18 protein-coding genes are annotated in these 19,768 nt (G+C 44.9%); 4 read left to right on the top strand and 14 right to left on the bottom strand.

Annotation, left to right across the window (positions count from 1 at the left end; all coding sequences use genetic code 11):
- The first annotated feature begins 17 nt into the window (after nt 1-17).
- Both HMPREF2686_RS02825 and HMPREF2686_RS02830 read left to right on the top strand, forming a co-directional pair.
- Entirely contained in the window at nt 18-1,121 is a 1,104-nt protein-coding gene (locus HMPREF2686_RS02825; RefSeq protein WP_070449128.1) for an ABC transporter permease, read from the top strand.
- A 1-nt stretch (nt 1,122) separates the two neighbouring features.
- Nucleotides 1,123-1,812 carry an ABC transporter ATP-binding protein gene (locus HMPREF2686_RS02830; RefSeq protein ID WP_070449130.1) on the top strand — a complete coding sequence of 230 codons (690 nt, stop codon included), beginning with the start codon at nt 1,123-1,125 and terminating at the stop codon, nt 1,810-1,812.
- Between the two features lie 190 nt (nt 1,813-2,002).
- Here HMPREF2686_RS02830 and HMPREF2686_RS02835 read toward each other — a convergent pair whose 3' ends face one another.
- The 9 genes from HMPREF2686_RS02835 to HMPREF2686_RS02875 all read right to left on the bottom strand — a co-directional run bounded on the left by HMPREF2686_RS02835 (nt 2,003) and on the right by HMPREF2686_RS02875 (nt 11,669).
- Complete coding sequence (locus HMPREF2686_RS02835; protein WP_070449132.1) at nt 2,003-3,322, bottom strand: sensor histidine kinase; 1,320 nt, start codon at nt 3,320-3,322, stop codon at nt 2,003-2,005.
- Nucleotides 3,319-3,972: a response regulator transcription factor gene (locus HMPREF2686_RS02840; protein WP_009731294.1), complete on the bottom strand. Its 654-nt coding sequence runs from the start codon at nt 3,970-3,972 to the stop codon at nt 3,319-3,321. Before HMPREF2686_RS02840 ends, HMPREF2686_RS02835 begins: the two co-directional genes overlap by 4 nt.
- Nucleotides 3,973-4,042: 70 nt before the next feature.
- Nucleotides 4,043-5,419: an ABC transporter permease gene (locus HMPREF2686_RS02845; protein WP_049475284.1), complete on the bottom strand. Its 1,377-nt coding sequence runs from the start codon at nt 5,417-5,419 to the stop codon at nt 4,043-4,045.
- A 12-nt stretch (nt 5,420-5,431) separates the two neighbouring features.
- Nucleotides 5,432-6,073, bottom strand: coding sequence for an ABC transporter ATP-binding protein (locus HMPREF2686_RS02850; RefSeq protein WP_061591156.1), 642 nt, complete (start codon nt 6,071-6,073; stop codon nt 5,432-5,434).
- A gap of 6 nt (nt 6,074-6,079) precedes the next feature.
- Entirely contained in the window at nt 6,080-7,342 is a 1,263-nt protein-coding gene (locus tag HMPREF2686_RS02855; RefSeq protein ID WP_070449134.1) for an ABC transporter permease, read from the bottom strand.
- A gap of 181 nt (nt 7,343-7,523) precedes the next feature.
- Entirely contained in the window at nt 7,524-8,162 is a 639-nt protein-coding gene (locus HMPREF2686_RS02860) for a YesL family protein (RefSeq protein ID WP_070449136.1), read from the bottom strand.
- Between the two features lie 105 nt (nt 8,163-8,267).
- Nucleotides 8,268-9,830: a type 2 periplasmic-binding domain-containing protein gene (locus HMPREF2686_RS02865; RefSeq protein ID WP_031575601.1), complete on the bottom strand. Its 1,563-nt coding sequence runs from the start codon at nt 9,828-9,830 to the stop codon at nt 8,268-8,270.
- Between the two features lie 9 nt (nt 9,831-9,839).
- Nucleotides 9,840-10,736 carry a carbohydrate ABC transporter permease gene (locus HMPREF2686_RS02870; protein ID WP_014713543.1) on the bottom strand — a complete coding sequence of 299 codons (897 nt, stop codon included), beginning with the start codon at nt 10,734-10,736 and terminating at the stop codon, nt 9,840-9,842.
- A gap of 15 nt (nt 10,737-10,751) precedes the next feature.
- Nucleotides 10,752-11,669, bottom strand: coding sequence for an ABC transporter permease (locus HMPREF2686_RS02875; RefSeq protein WP_070449138.1), 918 nt, complete (start codon nt 11,667-11,669; stop codon nt 10,752-10,754).
- A 195-nt stretch (nt 11,670-11,864) separates the two neighbouring features.
- On the opposite strand from HMPREF2686_RS02875, the gene HMPREF2686_RS02880 reads away from it, so the two are divergent.
- Together HMPREF2686_RS02880 and HMPREF2686_RS02885 are read left to right on the top strand one after the other, a co-directional pair.
- Entirely contained in the window at nt 11,865-13,532 is a 1,668-nt protein-coding gene (locus HMPREF2686_RS02880) for a sensor histidine kinase (protein ID WP_049506182.1), read from the top strand.
- Complete coding sequence (locus HMPREF2686_RS02885; protein ID WP_049506184.1) at nt 13,513-15,057, top strand: helix-turn-helix domain-containing protein; 1,545 nt, start codon at nt 13,513-13,515, stop codon at nt 15,055-15,057. The genes HMPREF2686_RS02880 and HMPREF2686_RS02885 overlap by 20 nt, the downstream gene beginning before the upstream one ends.
- 42 nt (nt 15,058-15,099) lie before the next feature.
- On the opposite strand, the gene HMPREF2686_RS02890 is transcribed toward HMPREF2686_RS02885, so the two are convergent.
- From HMPREF2686_RS02890 to udk, 5 genes are all read right to left on the bottom strand, one after another.
- Entirely contained in the window at nt 15,100-15,297 is a 198-nt protein-coding gene (locus tag HMPREF2686_RS02890) for a DUF3272 family protein (RefSeq protein ID WP_003002577.1), read from the bottom strand.
- A 38-nt stretch (nt 15,298-15,335) separates the two neighbouring features.
- A complete protein-coding gene (gene dnaX / locus HMPREF2686_RS02895) occupies nt 15,336-17,012 on the bottom strand; it encodes a DNA polymerase III subunit gamma/tau (protein WP_070449141.1) in 1,677 nt (558 codons plus the stop codon).
- The gene (locus HMPREF2686_RS02900) at nt 17,012-17,509 is read right to left on the bottom strand and encodes a GAF domain-containing protein (protein ID WP_070449165.1); all 498 of its coding nucleotides are present in this window, start codon (nt 17,507-17,509) and stop codon (nt 17,012-17,014) included. The genes dnaX and HMPREF2686_RS02900 overlap by 1 nt, the downstream gene beginning before the upstream one ends.
- Before the next feature lie 485 nt (nt 17,510-17,994).
- Nucleotides 17,995-18,675 (bottom strand): YoaK family protein, encoded by a 681-nt coding sequence (locus HMPREF2686_RS02905; RefSeq protein WP_070449143.1) that lies wholly within the window; start codon nt 18,673-18,675, stop codon nt 17,995-17,997.
- A 192-nt stretch (nt 18,676-18,867) separates the two neighbouring features.
- A complete protein-coding gene (gene udk, locus HMPREF2686_RS02910) occupies nt 18,868-19,506 on the bottom strand; it encodes a uridine kinase (protein ID WP_003002524.1) in 639 nt (212 codons plus the stop codon).
- Nucleotides 19,507-19,768 lie beyond the last annotated feature (262 nt).

Here is a 19,768-nt window from a genome sequence, read left to right on the forward strand (position 1 = left end):
CTAAAAGGAGAACGAATATGAAAATCGCATGGAATGAAATGAAATACCAACCCAAGAAGTTTATCCTGATTGAACTCCTCATTACCATCCTCATGTTTATGGTGGTATTCTTGTCCGGTCTGACAAATGGACTGGGCCGGTCGGTATCGGCCCAAATCGATAACTATGGGTCGCTGCACTACATCCTTTCGACGGATTCAGAAGGGATTATCCCCTTTTCAACTATTAAGGTGAAGGATTTAGATGAGGTCCAAAAGATAGAGGGGATGGACTATTCGGGCTTGTCCATCCAGCGAGCAACCGTCTCAAAAACAGAGGATTCCAACACTCTGGATATCACCTACTTCGCGACCGATCACAATGAAGAGGAAATCCTCAATCCAATCATAGAAGATACCGACCTCAAGATCTCCGACTTAAAGAAAAACGAGGTCATTTTGGACAGTTCTTTCAAAGAGGATGAAGGGATCCAAGTCGGCGATCAAGTGATCGATAAAACCTCTAAGCAAAAACTCAAGGTCGTGGCCTTCGCGAAAAATGCCAAATACGGCTATAGCGAGATTGGCTTTATCAGCTCGGAGACCTACACAGGCATGCGGCAAAAAACAGATCCAAGCTATCAATGGCAAGCCCAAACCCTTGTGACCAAGAAAAGCATCCCTTCTAGTGATCTAGCCAGCAACTTAATGGTGGCGGATAAGAAGCAAGTAATCGATAAAATCCCTGGCTACAAGGCTCAAAACCTGACGCTACGGATGATCACGTGGGTGCTCTTACTCGCTTCTTCAGCTATCCTTGGGGTTTTCTTCTATATCCTCACCTTGCAGAAGTTGAAACAGTTCGGCGTCTTGAAGGCCATTGGCATGTCCATGAGCCAGATTACCTATGTCCAACTATCCCAGCTCACCATCATCTCCCTCATCGGAGTGCTGCTGGGACTTGGCTTTGCAACCATAATGGCACCATTTTTACCTAATAGCGTCCCTTCCTTTATGACCCTGAAAGACAATCTCACCATCTCGGTTAGCTTTATCCTGACCTCTATCTTGTGTGGTGCCTTATCCCTTGTTAAAATCAAAAAAGTAGATCCAATCGAAGTCATTGGTGGAAATGGAGAATAAGATGGCCATTATTGCATTAGAAAATATCAAAAAATCCTACGCCGATGGTAGCCAGATGCACCATGTCCTCAACAAGCTTAATTTAAGCGTCGAACCCAACGAATTCGTCGCCATCTTGGGCCCTTCAGGATCTGGTAAGTCCACGCTTTTAGCAATCGCTGGCTTGCTTTTATCAGCGGATGAGGGGCAGATTCGCATCGCCGGCCAAGACTTGACTGGACTCAACCAAGGCCAGTGGACACAAAAACGGCTGGAATTACTCGGCTTTATCTTTCAAGATCACCAGCTCCTCTCCTATATGAAAATCGGTGACCAGTTAGAGCTGGTGGCCAAATTGAAGGGGGAAAAGGACAAGAAAAAACGCCAAGAGGAAGTCAAAGCCTTGTTGGCAGATCTGGGTATTGAAGCTTGCTACCACCAATACCCAAATCAGATGTCCGGTGGGCAAAAACAACGGGCAGCCATCGCTCGCGCCTTCATCGGAAATCCGCAGGTCATCTTAGCTGATGAACCAACGGCTAGTCTAGACCCAGATCGAGGGCAAGAAATCGCCCAATTGATCCGGAAAGAAGTCAAATCCAAAAACAAGAGCGCCATTATGGTGACCCATGACCGCTCCATCCTGACCTATGTGGATACCATTTATGAATTAAAACACGGCCAACTGCTAAAGGTAGAAAAGGTTGATTAAATACAAGAGAGTGGGACAGAAATCGGTAATTCGTTAGAATTCGATTTCGTCGCCCCACCTCCGCACAGTTGTGTAGGGCTGTAACAGCTGATGAAATCAGCGTAGTAGAGCCCACTCAACCGCTGCGTCTTGCTCGACAATTCAAAAATAATTGAGAGGCTAGGACTTATGTCCCAGCCTCTTTTTATTCTTATGGATCTTTGGGCAGTTCCATACGGAAGCGTAGGCCCATAGCCGTTTTATCAAATTGGTAGGCCAGTTCTTCATGGTCTAACAAGTGTTGGACCACAAAGAGTCCCAGACCACCTTCCTTCTTCTGGCGACTAGCGGTCATTGGCAGCTCAGCGGTCTCTACCATTTCCTGGCTGGTATTTTCAACCGCCAAGTGCGTCCCTTCCTCTTCGAGCCGGAGCTGGATCTCTCCACCTTCATCCGAATGCTTAACGGCATTGCTGATGACATTTGAGAGGACCAATTTCAGAATGGCTGGGTCCATATAAACTGCTTTATCAGGGATTTGATTGTCAATCGTGAGCGCGCGGGATTGAGCCAAGACCTTGTACTGGTCGAGGATCTGCTCTAAAACTTGATCCAACTGGATCCACTCCTTGTCACCCGCCAATTCTTGGACAGAGGACAGGGACAGGATTTCTAGGACGATCTGGTTCATCTCATCGACGATATCGAGGGAGACCGCCAGGTAGCGGTCCCGGTCCTTGTAGCGGCCAATCTTATCCCGCATATTTTCTAGGATAATCTTCAAGCTGGCCAGAGGCGTCTTGAGCTCATGCGAAGCCCCACGTAGGAATTCCACCTTCATCTGCTCCAACTTCAGATTTTCCTGTTTCTGCTGCTCTAGATTGTCGATTACCTCTAGGAGATGGTGATAGAGGTCGTTGATCTGTTGCTTGAGAACGCCAATCTCATCCTGCGAATGAATGGGAAGACTAGCTGTCCGATCCAGCCGTTTCATCCGCTTGGTCATCTGCTTGATCTCAAGGATCGGAGCGGAAATCATGCGGGCATAGAGATAGGAGGCAAGCAATGACAGAACAAAGGAAGCGAGGAGACTATAGGGAAGAAAGCCCAGACTGATGTCCCGCGCTTCCTTTTGGGAATCGACAGTTGCTAAGAATTGCAAGGTCAAGTCCTTCCCCTCTTTGGTCTGAATTTTTCGCTCTTCAATAACCAGAGAATTGTTCTGGCTGTCAGGGTTTAGGAGCAAGTCATCCTTGACCTCTAGGGCATTTTGTTTTTCCTTGCCCTTGATTGAGACCTTGATATCATTGGTCTTGGAATATAGGTCGATGACCGACTCAATGGCTCCTTCTTCCTGGCCTTGAAAACTCTTAGCCAAGGCCTGTGATTTCTTCAAAATCGTCTGGCGCTGAGACTCGATATAGGTCGATGGAAAAATAAAGTAAACCGAAGCATGTAGAAGGATGACTAAGCTACTGAAAAGGGCAAAGGTGATCAGAAAGATCTTTGCAAAGATACTCCGTTTGGTCATGGTCTCTCCAATTTATAGCCGACATTGCGTACCGTGACGATACAGTCTAGCTCTAGTTTTTTTCGTAGTTCCTTGATATAGACATCGATCACCCGGTCAAAAGGAATCTCCTCTGTCTCCTTCCAGACGGCATCGAGGATCTGAGAGCGGGTCCGGGCTTTGCCTTCATGCTGGAGCAAGTATTCCAAGATTTCCAACTCCTTGGCATTCATGGAGATGGCTTGCCCTGCTAGGCTGGCTGTGTAGCTCTCAAAATCCACCCGTGCCTCTCCATAGGTGAAGACTCGGGAAGGCTGGAGCTTTTTAAAAATAGCTTCGATACGGACCTTCAAGAGGGACAAGGAAAAGGGTTTTTCCAGGTAGCCATCTGCCAACTCTCCAAAAGCCGTCAACTTATAGTCCTCGTCATGGAAGGCCGTCAACATGAGGACAGGGACTGAGCTGGTCTTGCGAATGGTCTTGAGGACTTCCAAGCCATTGAGAATGGGGAGTTGGATATCCAGTAAGACTAGATCTGGCGCTTCTCTGTGAAAGAGGTCCAGGGCCTCCTGTCCATCGCCTGCTTCAAAGACCTCATAGCCACATTCCATGAGATAGTCGCTCATCCCTTCTCGAATCAGGACTTCATCTTCTACGATTAGTATCTTCATACACTTTCCTTTTTATCTAAGAAACTTCTACCTCCTATTATACCCTATTTCTATTTTAGGAAACAATCTCTTATTCGACATCCACCAAAAGTTCCTTTGGTTTCTTATGCAAGAGCCATTGTGAAGAAAGGATGGATACCAAAATCAAGAGAAGCCCACCGACCAAAACAATCACCAGCAATTGGCTCGGTTGGATGTCCATATGGAGATCTGTCAGGGTCTTACTGAAGCTTTCCGCCTCAGCTCCTCCACCAAGGTTGGCTGCAGAGGATTCTTGAGCCATTTGTTTGGCAATGCCACTGGTGACGTTTTTAAGCACCGTATCTCCCACGGCTTTGGCAAGAAGACCTGCGACTCCATAGGAGAGGAGGAAGGCTGGAATGGAAATCATGACCAATTCTGCCACAAATTGCCCTGCAATCTGCACTTTGGAAAGCCCTAGAGCCAGCAAGATACCCACTTCTCTGCGACGGGCATTGAGCCACAAGACAAGGAGAAGGGTGAGAAGCAAGCTAGCAAAGACGAGGCTGCCGATAAACAAGTAGTCCGCCACTTGGAACATACTGCTGATGGATTTTTGCAAGGCTGGGTAGTTGGAAGAGCTCTTAACCAAGTCAAAGTAATTCCATGGGATATCCAAGGCTTTGATTTTTTCGATCAAGGCATCCAGATCCTGATCCCCTTTGGCAAAGAAGGTTGCGTCCTCATAGGTAGCTGTTTGAACAGTATTGCCATAGAGTTTGGCAGCTGTATCCAAGTCAGAAATGAGTGTATCTTCGTACAATTCTTGGGCGTAAGTTAGAGGAGCTTGGTTTTTTCCTGAGAACAGACCCTTGATGGTCACTTCAACGGTTTCATTGGCCCCTTTTTCATTGTCAGCATCATAGAGGTTGGACTTGAGGCGCACCTTATCGCCTACCTTGAGACCATTCTTTTTCGCCAAATCTTCATGCATGAGGATTTGGTTTTTGTCTTTATCCGTCAAATGCTCCCCTTGGACCAGTTTGTAGGCTCCAGAGACAAACTTATCTTCTTTTGAAGAGTCATTGACCCCTGTCACCATCAAGGTATTCTTGAAGTGTTTAGCCCGCTCTGGAGATTGGTTTTGTAAGGTTTCTTCGGTCTCAATAATCTCGTGGTCTAGGATATCCGCGATAGCATTGATCCGCTTGATGGAGGAGGTGATCCCCTCTACCTGGCTGATTTTTTCGATATCTTCTCCTCTGAGATTCCCAGCTCCCCGAGGGGTTCCTGGATTGGTCCGGCGGTTGATCTGCATGGAGAAGCTATTGGTGATGGATCCCAAGCTTTCCGATGAAGCTTTTTGGGTTGCACCCTTCATCGAGAGTCCGATCAAGCTCAAGGTCCCCATGAGGAGAATGATGGCAAAGAGCAAGAGAGACTTGGGCCATTTACGTGTGATATAAGCAAAAGCATTTCGCAACATAGCATTCCCTCCTTACTTGCTCTTCTCAACGAGGCTACGGCGACTCAATTCCAAGACCACATCGGAGGCCTCTGCCACTTCCTTACTGTGGGTGACGACGATGACACATTTTTGGCGTTCCTTGGCCAACTTCTTCAAAATGGCAATGATGTCACCCGCTGTCTGTTCATCTAAGTTTCCTGTCGGCTCATCTGCCAAGATGACTGGTGCTTCTGAAACGAGCGCACGCGCAATAGCCACCCGTTGCTGTTGCCCTCCAGACAATTGAAGAACATTGCGTTTGATTTGCGTTTCGTCCAGCCCCAATTCCAAGAGAATGTCTTTCCCAGCTTGTTTGTTGACCAGGCGGACATTTTCCAGTGGCGTCAAATAATCAATCAAATTGTAATTCTGAAAGACTAGGGAGACATGGTGCTTGCGGTGGTAGCTAGAACCTTTGGTTTGGATGTCCTCCCCATCAAAGAGAACCTGCCCCTTCTTAGGATTATCCAGTCCGGCCAAGAGGGAGAGGAGGGTTGATTTCCCTGCTCCAGATTGACCGATAATGCTGTAAAAAGTCCCATTTGCGAACTGATAGTTCACGTCTGAGAAGATCTCTTCTTGGTAGCTTTGGTAACTATAGGATACATGTTTGAGTTCTAACATAGGTGTCATTTCTCCTTAACTCATTTTTGTTAATATTTCTTTTGGACTCTTGCGCCAGATCATGCTGGTCGTTACACCGAGCGACAGAAGGATCAAGCACAAGAGGCTAGCATAAGCGATTCCTAAGGAAAGGCCTTGAGGGATTTGGTTGAGTAATTCTAGGGTCTGCTGTTGACCGGTCTGTCCGACAAACTGCTCTAAGAAACGATGGCTGACCATCCGCCCGATGAGAAAGGCTGGGATCACCGCTAGTAAGGATACCAGCACCACTTCCAAGAGGAACTGTCTAAAGATCCGGCCCTTGCTCTTCCCAATGGATAAGAGGACCCCGATTTCGTGGATCCGCTCCCGTGTCCAAAGACTGAGTAAGAGCGATAGGGCACCGGCTCCCGTCACTAGGAGGACGATCATCATGATCCGCACCAGGCCTTCTAGGGTCTGAGAGGATTCCTTCATCTGGTCAAAGGCCTTGCGATCTTCGACCACGCGTAGCGATTGCCAATCCAGATCCAAGCTTTTGACTTGCTTCAAGAGGGCATCGATTTTCTCAGGATCTTTGACGCCAAAGGTGACCTGGGTCACTTCTTGCTGACTGAGACCAAGAAGCTTGGTCGCATCCTCATAAGGGAGGTAGACTTGATTCTCACTCAGATCAGAGGTCATTCCTGTGAATTTTTCCTGTTTCTTACCCGAAAAGATCCCAACGATTTTAAAGGTTTGCTCTTTGGCAGGAGTCTCTCCCATCTGAAAGCTGGATAAGGTCAAGGAATCTCCGACCTTTAGCTTATTCTTCTTAGCCAACTCTTCGTGGATCAAGATCTGGCCGCGAGCCTTGTCGGATAAGTGCTTGCCTTGCACCAGTTGAAAACTGCCACTGCGGAAATCCAGGTGCTGGTTTGTCTTCTGGGTAAAGACAGCGCCTAGCGCTTGCTTGGCTTCCTGCCCCAGATCATCCCGTTCTACCGACTGCTGTCCCGTCACCGCTTCTTTACCAAGAATACGAACGGGACTTTCATATTGGGGAACCATGGCTCCCACCCCAGCTAGCTGCTGCACCTTTTCAGCTTCCTTTAGAGCAAAGGGCCTATCCCCCTGCTTACTGGTCAGGGCAAAGCTGGTCCCAGCCGACTGCTTGATATGTTCCTCCAGTCTTCCTCCCACTTGCATCAGTGAAAAACAGAAATACAAGCAAGAGAGGATCAAGAGGAGAATCAGAAAGAGAACCAGATTCCTCGTTCTTTTTCGAGAAATATAGGCGATTGCCTGTTGTAAGAGCATGAACTCACCCTCCATTTCAAAGCCCACAGCAATGCAATATGGGCGCTTTCATCATTTGTTATAGTTATTATAGAAAAGAAATGTGAAATGTTTATGAAATAGAAAAAATTTCCTAGATTTTCTAGGAAACTTTATTCGATTTAAATAATATTAGGAAAATATGCGTCCCACTTGCTTGACCTTATTTTTCAAAGACTCCTCCTTCTTGGATCTTTGAAAAGATCTGATTGGTCAGTCGAACATTTAAGAAGCTCCACAAGGCGAAACCACCAAAGGTAAAGAGATAAATAGCTGTCAGTAACCGTTCAGGACTACTAAGACTGATATAAACTACTGCCAGATTGAAGAAGATAAGAAAGATGGTTTGAATTGGATTTAAAAGAGCAATGAGGAAACTATTCAGACAGACCTTTCTTGTAGGGTCTTCAAAGAGGCCGATATAAGGGAAGATCAAGGTCATCCCTCCACATAGAAGAACGATAAAGGGAAGCAAAATCCAAATCCCATACTCACTTAAGAGCGCCGTATTTGAAAAAAGACAGTAATCCAAATAAAGAAGGGCTGATAGTCCTAGGCAAGTCAACCAAATCACCGTCGCTTGCTTGAAATTAGCTCGAAAGATTCGGAAAAAATGAAAGACGAGATCCGTATCTACCCCTTTCAACAAGCGGTGCCACATGGTTGCTAAAGCGGTAAGCGATGCACCGATCGTGAAAATCGGAAGGCAGCAAACGATAAACAAGGTGTTCAAGATAATGATGTCTGTCAACCGGGTCAAGGTCTTGACCAAGCGTCCATCCAATGAAAATAATTTTTGCATCTTCTTCTCCTTGTTCTTCATCTCTATTTTCTTCCACTTCCTCCAAGGAAGCACTCAGGGGCTTTAGGCCCCTGAGTTACTTACTTGAATCCATTTAGACTCCTGTTACTTCACTTCTTTTTGGTAACGATCATAGGCATCCTGTTGAATCTTCATAAAGTCATCAATGCCCATCTTCTTCAATGTTGCTTTGTAATCGTCCCAATCCTTTTCGACGCCCCCTTCGACTACCCATTTAGAAGCTTGTTGGGTAACATAGGAGTTGATATCGACATAAATAGAGGACAATTTGTTCAATTCTTCTTGAGAGTAGATGACATTTGGATATGCTGGCAAAGCGTATTGTTTTAATTCTTTGTCCATCTTCAATTTGAGGCCATCACCCTGTGTTTGGTCGATGTCGACATGGCTATTGATATCATCTGACACATATTTTGGTCCAAAGTCACGAAGGGAATTAATCCAAGCCCATTCATCGGCTGATTTACCATCTTTTGGAGCCAAAACCTTGTACTTGTCACCATCTTTTTCAGTCGCAATGCCAAAGGAGCCATAGAAGTTTTGGATGCTGGCATCATCCGTGTAGAATTTATCCAACCATTTGAGCAATTTTGCAGGGTCCTTGCACTTATTCGTGATCAAGATTTCATTGCGTCCATAGTTCAAATGATCTGGATCAGAAATGACATATTGTTTGCCATCAGGGCCTTTCAATGCTGGAAGAGGAGCATATTCGCTGGCATGTTGGCCAAAGGTTGCATCTGCTGTCCAACCACTTGACACACCGACACGCGCCACGCCCTTGTCCATCCGTTTAGCAACAGACATAGAAGTATCTTCTGTAAAGAGTTCAGGGTCGATCAAGCCTTTCTTGTAGGCTTCATGCATCGCCGCTATCCCTTGTTTATAACTTTCTTCCGTCCGGAGGTAGACCGGTTTGCCATCTTTGACGGACATTTCATAGGTATTATCTCCACCCAGACGGTTGTTGAATGGCAAGATATAAGAGAAGGTCGGATCAAAGTTACCAGAACCAAATGGAATTTCATCATTGACATCGCCATTGCCATTGGCATCCTTATCCTTGAAGGCTTGTAAAACAGTCACCAATTCATCATAGGTTTCCGGCATCTTCAAGCCAAGGTTATCCAACCATTTCTTATTAATAAAGAGCTGGTTGCCGACGATTGGCCGCATTGGCAATTTCTTAGGCAGACTGTAAATATGACCATCTGGGTTGGTCACCATGGCTTTTAATTTTGGTTCTTTTTCAAAGGCCTTGTTCAAGTTTGGCATATTATCCTTGATCAAGTCTTCCAATGGAATGAACATGTTTTGGTTCTGAGCGATTTCAGAATCCGTGAAGGCATTGGATCCCAAGAAAGCGTCTGGTAAATCCCCACTGGCAACAAGGACAGATTTCTTATCCGACCAGTCTGCAGCCACCATGGTATCCCATTTGATCTTGATACCTGATTCCTTGGCTGAATCATCTAGAAAACCTTTGTGATAGTCTTCCCCCCAATCCGACCAACGAACGGTCGTGATCTTGAAGGTATTTCCATCATTCTTGTCATTGCTTGATTTATTTGTGGAAGCTCCACAAGCCGTCAAGCCAGCTAATGCAGCTGCTCCCAGGAGCAGATAGGCAAATTTCCTGTTTTTCATGATCTTCTCCTATTCTTTCAAGGCCCCTATCATGACACCTTGATTAAAGTATTTTTGGACGAATGGATACAGCATCATAATCGGTGCTGTTGAGATAACGATGGCTGCATATTTCATCATATCAGCCTTAATACGGAGGTCAGAAGCTACCTCCCCTGTTGCTTGCGATTGCAACATTTGATTACTAATTAAGAGACGGCGCAGGATCAGTTGTAGGGGTTGGAGATTTTCATTGGTCAAATAAATCAGGGCATTGAACCAAGAATTCCAGATCCCTACTGCTGTCCAAAGTCCAATAACGGCAATAATAGCCTTGGACAAGGGGAGCACGATCTTTCTGAAGTAATGAATGGTTCCGCAACCATCGATCTGGGCGGCTTCCCACATCCCTTCTGGAATACTATTGTTAAAGAAAGTCCGAGCTACAACGATATTGTAAGGAGATACTGCAAATGGTACGACCATTACCCAGAAGGTGTCGACCAAGCCCAATTGTTTCACTGTCAAATAAATGGGAATCAAGCCCCCAGAGACAAACATGGGAACGATAAAGAAGACACTGACCCATTTCTTAGCAAAGAGGTCCTTTCGCGACAAGGCGTAACCAGCCGGGATATTAATGACCAGGGCAACGATGGTCCCTACAACCGTGTAGAGGATGGTGTTGAGATAGCTCTTTAGAAACAAAGGTTGCTCAATCAAGCGTTGATAGCCATCTAGTCGCCATTCCCTCGGGATAAACCAAACCTTACCAGTTGCCACATCAGACGGATTACTGAAGGAGGCTATAATGACAAACCACAAAGGGTAGACAATCAACAGAATCAAGCAAATCGCTAGACCATAGATAAAAATATCAAAGAGGATTTCTGACTTGGTCTTTCTCGCATGTTGAAACAATTTCACAATTTCTCCTCCTTCCTAGAACAATCCTGTCTTGGTATAGTGTTTCGCAAACCAGTTGACCGACAGTAAGATGATCAAGTTAACCAAGGTATTAAAGAGACCGATCGCTGTCGAGTAACTATATTGAAAATTAATCATCCCCACTTTGTAGACATAAGTCGAAATGATTTCACTTCCAGCTAGATTGAGTGGATTTTGCAAGAGCAAGACCTTTTCAAAACCAACACTGAGTAGACTGCCCGCTCTGAGAATCAAGAGAATCATCGCCGTTGGTAACAGTAAGGGTAAGTCAATATGACGAATCTTTTGCAATCGACTCGCCCCGTCCATGGTCGCAGCTTCATAAAAGGTCGGATCAATGGCCGATAGAGCGGCTAGATAGATGATACTATCCCAACCGATATGTTGCCAAACATCGCTCCAGACATAGACACCCGCAAAGCTACCTGGTTTAGATAAGAGGGCAGGCATCTTTAAACCGACCAATTTGAGGACATTGGCTAACAATCCACTACTTGGAGAGAGAAAGAGAATAATCATCCCACACATGACCATGGTCGAGATAAAATGAGGCAAATAAGTTGTTACTTGAAAGATTTTTTTGAACTTGCCCACACGAATCTGGTTGCAAATGATGGCTAGAACAATCGGCAAGGGAAAACCAACCAGAATACTGTAAATAGAAATTTTCAAGGTATTCTTCATGGTTGTTGCAAATTGGAAGGATGAGAAGAACTGGTTAAAATACTTGAGACCAGCCCAAGGACTTCCAAATATCCCAGTAGCGGGAGAGTAATCTTTAAAAGCGATGACTAGACCCGCCATAGGGATATAGGCAAATAAAATCAATAAAATAATCGATGGCAGGAGCAGCACATATAAAGGAATATTTTTCTTAAATTTGCTCTGCTTCGCATTTACTTCGCTTTTCATAAGGCCCTCCTTTTCTTTCTCCTCTATTTTATAGGAATCCTTTCCATCTTTATAGAACTTTTTCGTGCATCTTCATCCACTTTTCCGTTTTCTCCACACAAAAACATGCACTTTCCCGATTTTTTTTACTTTATTATCGGTTTTGTTCATGAATCCGTTTTCAAATAGTGCTATAATATATGTGAGGTGCTCATTATGAAAGCTATTCACAGAAGTACACGAGATCACTCGATCCAATTTTTTTCGCGCCTACTCTTTCTCCTCTTAGTCGTCAATACCTTGATCAACCTTTTGATTGGTGGGATTAGCCGAAATTTTATTAAACACCAAAATATGCTCCATTTAGAGGACTCGATTCATATCTATGCGGATTCCTTAAACACAGAGCTTCACTCCGTTGAGCGTTTTATGTACAGTACTATTAGTCACAATGACTACTTGACAGAGCTCAATACCCCGCTTGATTTCACGGATTTTCATGAAAATCTAAAAAAATTGCGGATCGATTTTACGGAGTTTCAGTACCAGATGGATAGCCCCATTACCTTTTTCATAGAGACAAGAGATATCCCCCATTTTTTCAATGCCTCCAGTCTTCAACTGCCCTACCTGGACTATGTACAATTGAAAGATCATCTTAAAACCTATGACAAAGAAACAGACAAGACTAGTCAAAAATGGCAACGAATCAGCCTGAACCAGCATGATTATCTCTTAAAATCCCTCCATTACAAAGGCAAGGCTATCTATGCTATCATTTCTACCCAGGATATTTTAAAACCCTTGCAAAAGCTCAATATTGGAAAAAAAGGGCGCTTATCCATCGAACGCCCCAACCAGATCCATGCTACAGATTCCGTCATTCAAGCCGATAGCAATCAAACCCACCTGCCTTTTGATCTGTATGTGACGGTCGATTACGGGGACGTTTTCCGTACAAATATCGTACTTGAAACCCTTCTCTCCTTGGTCCCTTTGATCATCGCCGTTCTCTCTACCATTCTGATCCTTTATATTCGTCAACGGATGATCCAACCGATGAAACGACTCACCCAGCGTCTTTCTCAGCTAGATGCTGCTTCTACCAAGCTAGATGTGATCGAAGACCAAGGGATTTTAGAGATCGATCAGGCCAATCACAAACTCAATCAGGTTCTGATCCATATGAAAGACCTTCAAATTCGAGCCTACCACGCGCAACTCAACCTCAAAAAAGTCGAACTCAATTACCTCAAAAATCAAGTCCGACCCCATTTTTACCTCAACATGCTTTCCATGATTCACAGCATGCTCCAGACCAAGGACTATAAGGAAATCGAGGAATTGACCAAGGTGACTTCCAACTACTTGCGCCACCTCTTTCAAGCCAATCAAGATTTCAATCGCTTAGCAGATGAAATCCAACATATCCGAAATTACCTAGAAATCCAGAAAATCCGCTATGGGGACAGCATCCACTTTGACCTGGACTGGGATCCTGGTCTGAAAGATGCGGCTATTCCCCCTCTGCTTTTACAAACCTTTGTGGAAAATGCCATCAAACACGGCTTTTCTTTCCAAGATTCCTTCCACGTCCAGCTTTCCATTCATGAAGAAGCAAACCAACACCTTGCCATTTCCCTTCAGGATAATGGTCCTGGTTTTAGCTCCGCTATCTTACAAGATCTAGCAGAGAAAAAATCCTTAGTCACAGAAGATGGCCACCACATTGGTTTGACCAATGCACGGGAGCGACTAGATCTCCTCTATCCAGATCACTACACCCTTCAATTTTCAAATGGATCCCAAGGAGGGGCCCGCATCCAACTGAGCCTTCCTTACGAACCCTACAAAGGAGACACACATGAATATCCTACTCGTTGACGATGATCGTTTTATCATTAAAGCCCTACAGGAAACCATCCATTGGGAAGCCTTGGGCATTGAGCAGGTATATACTGCCTCCAGTCTGAGCCAAGCCCAAGCCATCATTCAAAGTCACCCGATTGCCCTCATGATCAGTGATATCGAGATGCCACAAGGCAGTGGGTTAGATCTCCTAGCCTGGGTCCGGTCAGAAAAATATGACATTCAAACGATCTTCCTCACCAATTATGCTGATTTCAATTATGCCCAAAAAGCCATTGAACTCCAAAGTTTTGAATACTACCTCAAGCCGATTGACCCAGATCGCTTAGAATTTATCATTCAAAAAGCCCTCAATAAGATCAAGCGCCACAAGAGTGCGACCCAATTAGCCCAGCAAGGGCAAAAAGAAGCTGAATTTTGGCATGACTACTTGAGAAAACCGCGTCCATCTCAAGCAGAACTGCTCCTTCAAGAAGTAACAAAACGAGGCTATAGCCCCAAACCGCATGAAGACTACCTCTTAGTCCTCATCACTCTCCACTTAGGTGAAGAAGACTTTCACCCCAGCGTACCTTCTTGGCGCTTGCAGCTCCGCCATTGTATCAAGGATCTCTCCCTAGATTTCCCTGTCAACTACTGCGCCCTCAGTAAAATCGAAAGCCAGACCGATCGCTACCTCTGCCTCTTCAAAAAGAATCAGACCGCAGAGTGTGCAGACTTCCTAAAGGCTATCCAGCAGAAGATCCAGCAAGACTTAGACCGATCCTCTATCCTTCTCTATTCAGATACTATTTCCCTTGAGACGCTCTTGATGAAGGCTCTGCAACTCTGCCAATACAGTGAGGAACAAGTCTTCCATTGGGACAGTATCCAATCCTATGCTTCTTTGGCTCCACAACCTCAAAAGCCTGCTCATCGGACATCGCTCACTTTTACAAATCAGCTAGAGACAGAACAGCTCCTCCAAATCATCCATAGCTTAGAGAATCAAGATCGCATCCCGCTCTCAGCTCTGAGTGAACTCCAGCTAGACTGGACCCAGCAAATTGGGATTTATCTGGACAAGAACGGCATTCTCGCCCACAAGTTATTTCAAAACAAACACCATCAATTTCTCTTCGAACGGCGGTTTCATGCTATCGAAGCTTTTGAAGCCTATATTGGGGATTACTGGAGCTCTGCTCGCCATTATGTGATTGATCTAGAACACCAATCTAATCTCATCCAGCGGATCACCGACTACATCGACCACCATTACAAGGAGGATATCAGTCGCACCAAGCTGGCAGAGATGGTATTTCTTAGTCCAGATCATCTAGCACGGGTGTTTAAGCGCGATACCGGCGAAACCCTGGTGAAATACATCACTGATAAACGGATGGCCGCCGCAAAAGAGATGCTATCGCAAAGCGATACCCCTATTTACCAAGTTGCCCTCCAGGTGGGCTATGACAACTACTCCTACTTTACAAAGGCTTTTAAACAGAAGGTCGGCCTCTCCCCAGGAGATTACCGCAAGCAATGCCAAGAAGCCTTTTAAACAAGAAAAAAACCTTTGAAAAAGGATTTCTTTTCAAAGGTTTTATTTTCTTTTCTTTCTGATTTCTTTTTCAATGGCACTAGCAATTTTCTCCACCATATAGGCCGTCTGGAGATTGCGTAAGATCAAGAGGGCCCAAAAACATGCAAAGAGCATTTGACCCGCCATGGTCGCTTCATTGAAAAAATAAGTCTCCATAGCAGTAAAGACTGCTATCACTGCAAATTGTTTTCTATTCATAAAATTATTTTACCATGATTCAGTAAAAAATTCATGTATTAATCGTCTTGCAGAGTGATTTTATCGGATAAAAAGTGAAATTCCTCAGGAATGACACTTTCCTCTTCTTCTACCACTTCCGCTTTTTGCCCACGCGCCTTAGCCGAAAACTCTGCCCGGATTTGGGTCCATTCTTCCATCGAAACCGCTAAAATCTCTGGCGAGAAGCCAGCAGCATTGCTGAGGATATTTCCAAACATGGTATTGAGGTTGTCCCGCTTCATAGTCTGTTCAGCATTAAAGGCCGATTCAAAGGCTAAAATAGCGTGATTTTCATTGGCAGCGACCGGCTGGGATCCGATTAAGAGGGCCTTATCCGCACCTGTCAAGCTCTCGATGATTTCCCCCCAAGCGTTCTGAAGACGGATCAAGTTGGTCCGTGCCAACTCTGGGTTTTCAACCGCCTCTTGTAAAATCGTGTTGACCTTGTTTCGATCTGCACGGTAGCCCTTGCTCGACTTGGTTGGACGAGTTACTGCCGGTTTTGAAGCAGGAAGACTGCTACCTGATTGCGCTAACTGTTGCTTGAGTTGAGCGACTTCCTTCTTCAAGTCTTCCAGCTGAGCTAGCACATTGGAAGGAACCTCCACAGCTGCTGAGTTAGAAACTTGGCCCGTGCTTTCAGCCAATTTAATGGTCATCATTTCAGTGTAAATGCGCGGTTGCAGACTATTTTTGATATCCGCTAGACTAGTCGTCGCCTGGTCAATCAGGGCAAAAAGACGGGCTTGATCGGCTTCGAGATTCGCCGCAAACAAGTCACTATTGTGGGTATTTTCTCCACCTGTCTGGACAATCAAGAGATCTCTCAGGTATTGAAGTAAGTCCGTGACAAAGCGGGCCATATTCTTCCCATTATCAAAGATAATCGCCAGCTGATCCAGCGCCGCTGTCGCATCATGAGCCAGGATGGCAGCCACGTACTGATCGAGCGCAGCTAGACTGATGGAGCCCGTAATCTCTTCAGCTATTGCTGTCGTTAACTCACTACCCGCAGTCAGACTCAGGGCTTGATCCAAAATGGACAAGGCATCCCGCATCCCCCCTTCAGCGCGCCGGGCGATGATCTGCACAGCATCTGCTTCATAGGCAATCCCTTCAGTAGCTAGGATATTTTCCAAGTGTTGGACAATATCTGGCAGTTTGATGGATTTGAATTCAAAGCGTTGCACCCGTGACAGGATGGTGGCTGGAATCTTGTGTAACTCGGTTGTAGCGAGGATAAAGACCACGTTTTCCGTTGGCTCTTCTAAGGTCTTCAACAAGGCATTAAAGGCCCCTGTTGAGAGCATATGGACCTCATCGATAATGTAGACTTTGTGCTTGGCTAGACTTGGAGCATAGGTCGACTTGTCGCGAATATCGCGAATTTCATCGACCCCATTGTTAGAGGCTGCATCGATCTCGATAACATCTTCAAGACTCCCATTGGTAATGGATTCACAGATATAGCAGTTGTTACACGGCTCCCCATTGACTTGATTGGGACAGTTCATGGCCTTAGCAAAGATCTTGGCCACACTCGTTTTCCCAGTTCCACGAGGTCCAGAAAAGAGATAGGCATGGCTGATCTTGTCCTGCTCCACTGCCTGTCTCAAAGTCCGTGCCACCACTTGCTGGCCGACCAATTGACCAAAGGTCTGGCTACGGTATTTCCGATATAAAGCTTGATACATTAGTTCTTAACTCCAAACATCTTAAAGTCCCAGTTTGTCTTTTCGATCAAGAGAGCGACAAACTTTTCTAAATACTCCTGATCCAGCTGATCATAGTCAGAGACACACTCCGAATCCAGATCTAAAACTCCAAGGAGCTGACCGTCCTTGACCATAGGCACCACAATCTCACTCATAGCCCGACTATCACAGGAAATATAGTTGGCATGCTGGCGGACATCATCGACAATCATGGTTTCCTGCTTTTGAGCTGCTTCTCCACAGACACCCTTTCCAAGTGCGATGTGGACACAAGAGACGCCCCCCTGAAAGGGTCCCAAGATCAATTCTGACTGGTCATACAAATAAAAACCTGCAAAGACAGAACGAGGCAGGGCTTGATTTAAGAGGGCACTGGCGTTAGACAAATTGGCCAAGGCATTGCTTTCACCTGTTAAGAGAGCGTCTAACTGTGCCAGTAAAAGTTGGTATTGTGATTCTTTTTCCGAATGTTTCATACCTTTCATTATACCAAATCTTTGCCCAAAAATTAAGCTTCAAACAGCGAAAGAAAAGAGAGTGGGACAGAAATCGGTCATTCGTTAGAATTCGATTTCATCGTCCCATCTCCGCAAAGTTGAGTAGGGCTGTAAAAGCTGATGAAATCAGCGTAGTAGAGCCCAGTCAACCGCTGCGTCTTGATCAACAATCCAAAAACAATTGAGAGGCTAGGACTTTTGTCCCAGCCTCATGAATATAGATAAACTAATTTTTAGTAAAATAAGTTAAGCGATTCTACAAAGAGATAAAAACGAGCTCTCATTAATTTAAATTGATCAAGAATTACTAAACTTTCCGATGTGAGAAAAGTGCCTGAAGCTTAACTGCTTCAGGCACACGGAATTATTGAGACCTTAGGCTCAATAATTAGTCATGGAACTTCTTCGAAGAAGTTCGCTGACGTCCGCACTCACCTAAGGAAAGTTTTTTATGATACATTTGTCTATTCATGTCGCCGATTGAAGTGAAAGACTTCAAAATATTGAATGGCACGATAGATTAAAAAGATAGTCAAGATGATGGACACTAGCCAAATGGTCTCTAATCCATAAAACTGAATCAAGTAGGTCGAAAAAATGGCCCCAAAGACGAAACTCCCGATCAAGCAGGTCATAAAGATAGCTTCCCAAAGGAATTTCTTATCCTTTTCTCTGACAAAATTCCCATAAGCTACCATGGTTTTCTTGAGATTTCCCGTCATGAAGGAATGATTATAGGCGTAGCCATCCACTTCTCCAAAAGAGGTCGCTACGATTCCCAAACTCAGGCCAAAAAAAGGCACGATGAAGACATTTTTTACCGATGCTGGCAAAAATCCCGTTACCAAGGTTGTGAGGATAAAGGGTACTAAGGTACTGAGGCGCCAAACTGAATTGTCAATCAAGCGACGCAAAACCGTCATCAAAAAGATTCCCAGCATAAAGGCCAACATGGTCGCTAACTTTACTTCTACATCTGAGATCTGCTGGCCAATCAAACCAACCGATAGAAAGACCACATTCCCTGTCTGGCCTGCCGCCAAGGTCCCACCCCGACAGATAAAGGTATAAGCATCTGAAAAACCAGCACACATGGTCAATAAACAAGCGAACGCCTTGGTTCGCGAATGAAACTCCCTTTTCATTTCCATTCTCCCTAGGAAAAAGAGGGAGTAGTACAGAACGTTAAAAACATTTCTGGTACCACCCCCGCAACATTGATTGAGAACTCTTTCGAGCATTTAGGCGAATGACGAGTCTCACCAACTACTGCGACATTCCGTAATTCCAACTATTGTTATTGGATTGGAGATCGATTTCCCTCTTTCTCCCTATTTTTATTTTCCTTCACGCGCTTCGTTGAGGATTTTTTCAATCTTGGTTGTGATCAAGTCAATCGCAACCGTATTGGTTACGCCCTCAGGAATGATCACATCCGCATAGCGCTTGGTTGGCTCGATGAACTGGTGGTACATCGGTTTTACCACACCAAGGTATTGCTCAATGACACTATCCAGACTCCGGCCACGCTCCTCCATATCGCGCTTGATCCGGCGAATGATCCGCACATCATCATCCGTATCAACGAAAATCTTGATGTCCATCAGGTCCCGAAGGCGCTTGTCTTCAAGAACTAAGATTCCTTCCACGATGAAAACATCTTGTGGTTCCTGACGATAGGTCTTGCTGCTGCGCGTATGTTCAGCATAGTCATAAGTTGGGATATCCACCGGACGACCCTCCAAGAGTTCATTGATCTGCGCAATCATCAAGTCCGTATCAAAGGCAAAAGGATGGTCATAGTTGGTCTTGATCCGCTCCTCAAAGGTCAAATGACTCTGGTCCTTGTAATAAGAATCATGCTCAATCATGGCAATCTTTTCATTCGGGAAATTAGCCAAAATGGCACGAGACACACTGGTCTTTCCACCACCAGAACCACCAGTAACACCAATAATAATAGGTCTATTTTGCATTTTCTACTCCATTACCTGTAGTCGTCTGAGAAGAAATAGACATCTCAGACACATCTTATCCATTTTACCATATTTTTGCCTAGACATGAATAGTTTTTCAATAAGAAGTTTGGAAACAAAAAGGACCTTCCGGTCCTTTGATTATTTAGATAAACTAGTTCTTTAGAAAAAAAGCCAAGTGATCTTGCATAGAAATAAAAATGAGTTCTAATTTTTTAAATGAATCAAGAATATACTGAAACTTTCCGCCGTGAGAAAAGTG

Origin of the sequence: Streptococcus sp. HMSC057G03, from assembly GCF_001808745.1 — a bacterium.
GTDB lineage: Bacteria > Bacillota > Bacilli > Lactobacillales > Streptococcaceae > Streptococcus > Streptococcus parasanguinis_Z.

Coding starts and splice junctions, on each gene's coding strand:
- HMPREF2686_RS02890 (WP_003002577.1), bottom strand. CDS start 15,297: ATGAATAGAAAACAATTTGCAGTGATAGCAGTCTTTACTGCTATGGAG.
- HMPREF2686_RS02875 (WP_070449138.1), bottom strand. CDS start 11,669: ATGAAAAGCGAAGTAAATGCGAAGCAGAGCAAATTTAAGAAAAATATT.
- HMPREF2686_RS02900 (WP_070449165.1), bottom strand. CDS start 17,509: ATGAAACATTCGGAAAAAGAATCACAATACCAACTTTTACTGGCACAG.
- dnaX (WP_070449141.1), bottom strand. CDS start 17,012: ATGTATCAAGCTTTATATCGGAAATACCGTAGCCAGACCTTTGGTCAA.
- HMPREF2686_RS02905 (WP_070449143.1), bottom strand. CDS start 18,675: ATGAAAAGGGAGTTTCATTCGCGAACCAAGGCGTTCGCTTGTTTATTG.
- HMPREF2686_RS02850 (WP_061591156.1), bottom strand. CDS start 6,073: ATGACACCTATGTTAGAACTCAAACATGTATCCTATAGTTACCAAAGC.
- HMPREF2686_RS02880 (WP_049506182.1), top strand. CDS start 11,865: ATGAAAGCTATTCACAGAAGTACACGAGATCACTCGATCCAATTTTTT.
- HMPREF2686_RS02830 (WP_070449130.1), top strand. CDS start 1,123: ATGGCCATTATTGCATTAGAAAATATCAAAAAATCCTACGCCGATGGT.
- HMPREF2686_RS02840 (WP_009731294.1), bottom strand. CDS start 3,972: ATGAAGATACTAATCGTAGAAGATGAAGTCCTGATTCGAGAAGGGATG.
- HMPREF2686_RS02855 (WP_070449134.1), bottom strand. CDS start 7,342: ATGCTCTTACAACAGGCAATCGCCTATATTTCTCGAAAAAGAACGAGG.
- HMPREF2686_RS02865 (WP_031575601.1), bottom strand. CDS start 9,830: ATGAAAAACAGGAAATTTGCCTATCTGCTCCTGGGAGCAGCTGCATTA.
- HMPREF2686_RS02835 (WP_070449132.1), bottom strand. CDS start 3,322: ATGACCAAACGGAGTATCTTTGCAAAGATCTTTCTGATCACCTTTGCC.
- HMPREF2686_RS02860 (WP_070449136.1), bottom strand. CDS start 8,162: ATGCAAAAATTATTTTCATTGGATGGACGCTTGGTCAAGACCTTGACC.
- udk (WP_003002524.1), bottom strand. CDS start 19,506: ATGCAAAATAGACCTATTATTATTGGTGTTACTGGTGGTTCTGGTGGT.
- HMPREF2686_RS02825 (WP_070449128.1), top strand. CDS start 18: ATGAAAATCGCATGGAATGAAATGAAATACCAACCCAAGAAGTTTATC.
- HMPREF2686_RS02845 (WP_049475284.1), bottom strand. CDS start 5,419: ATGTTGCGAAATGCTTTTGCTTATATCACACGTAAATGGCCCAAGTCT.
- HMPREF2686_RS02885 (WP_049506184.1), top strand. CDS start 13,513: ATGAATATCCTACTCGTTGACGATGATCGTTTTATCATTAAAGCCCTA.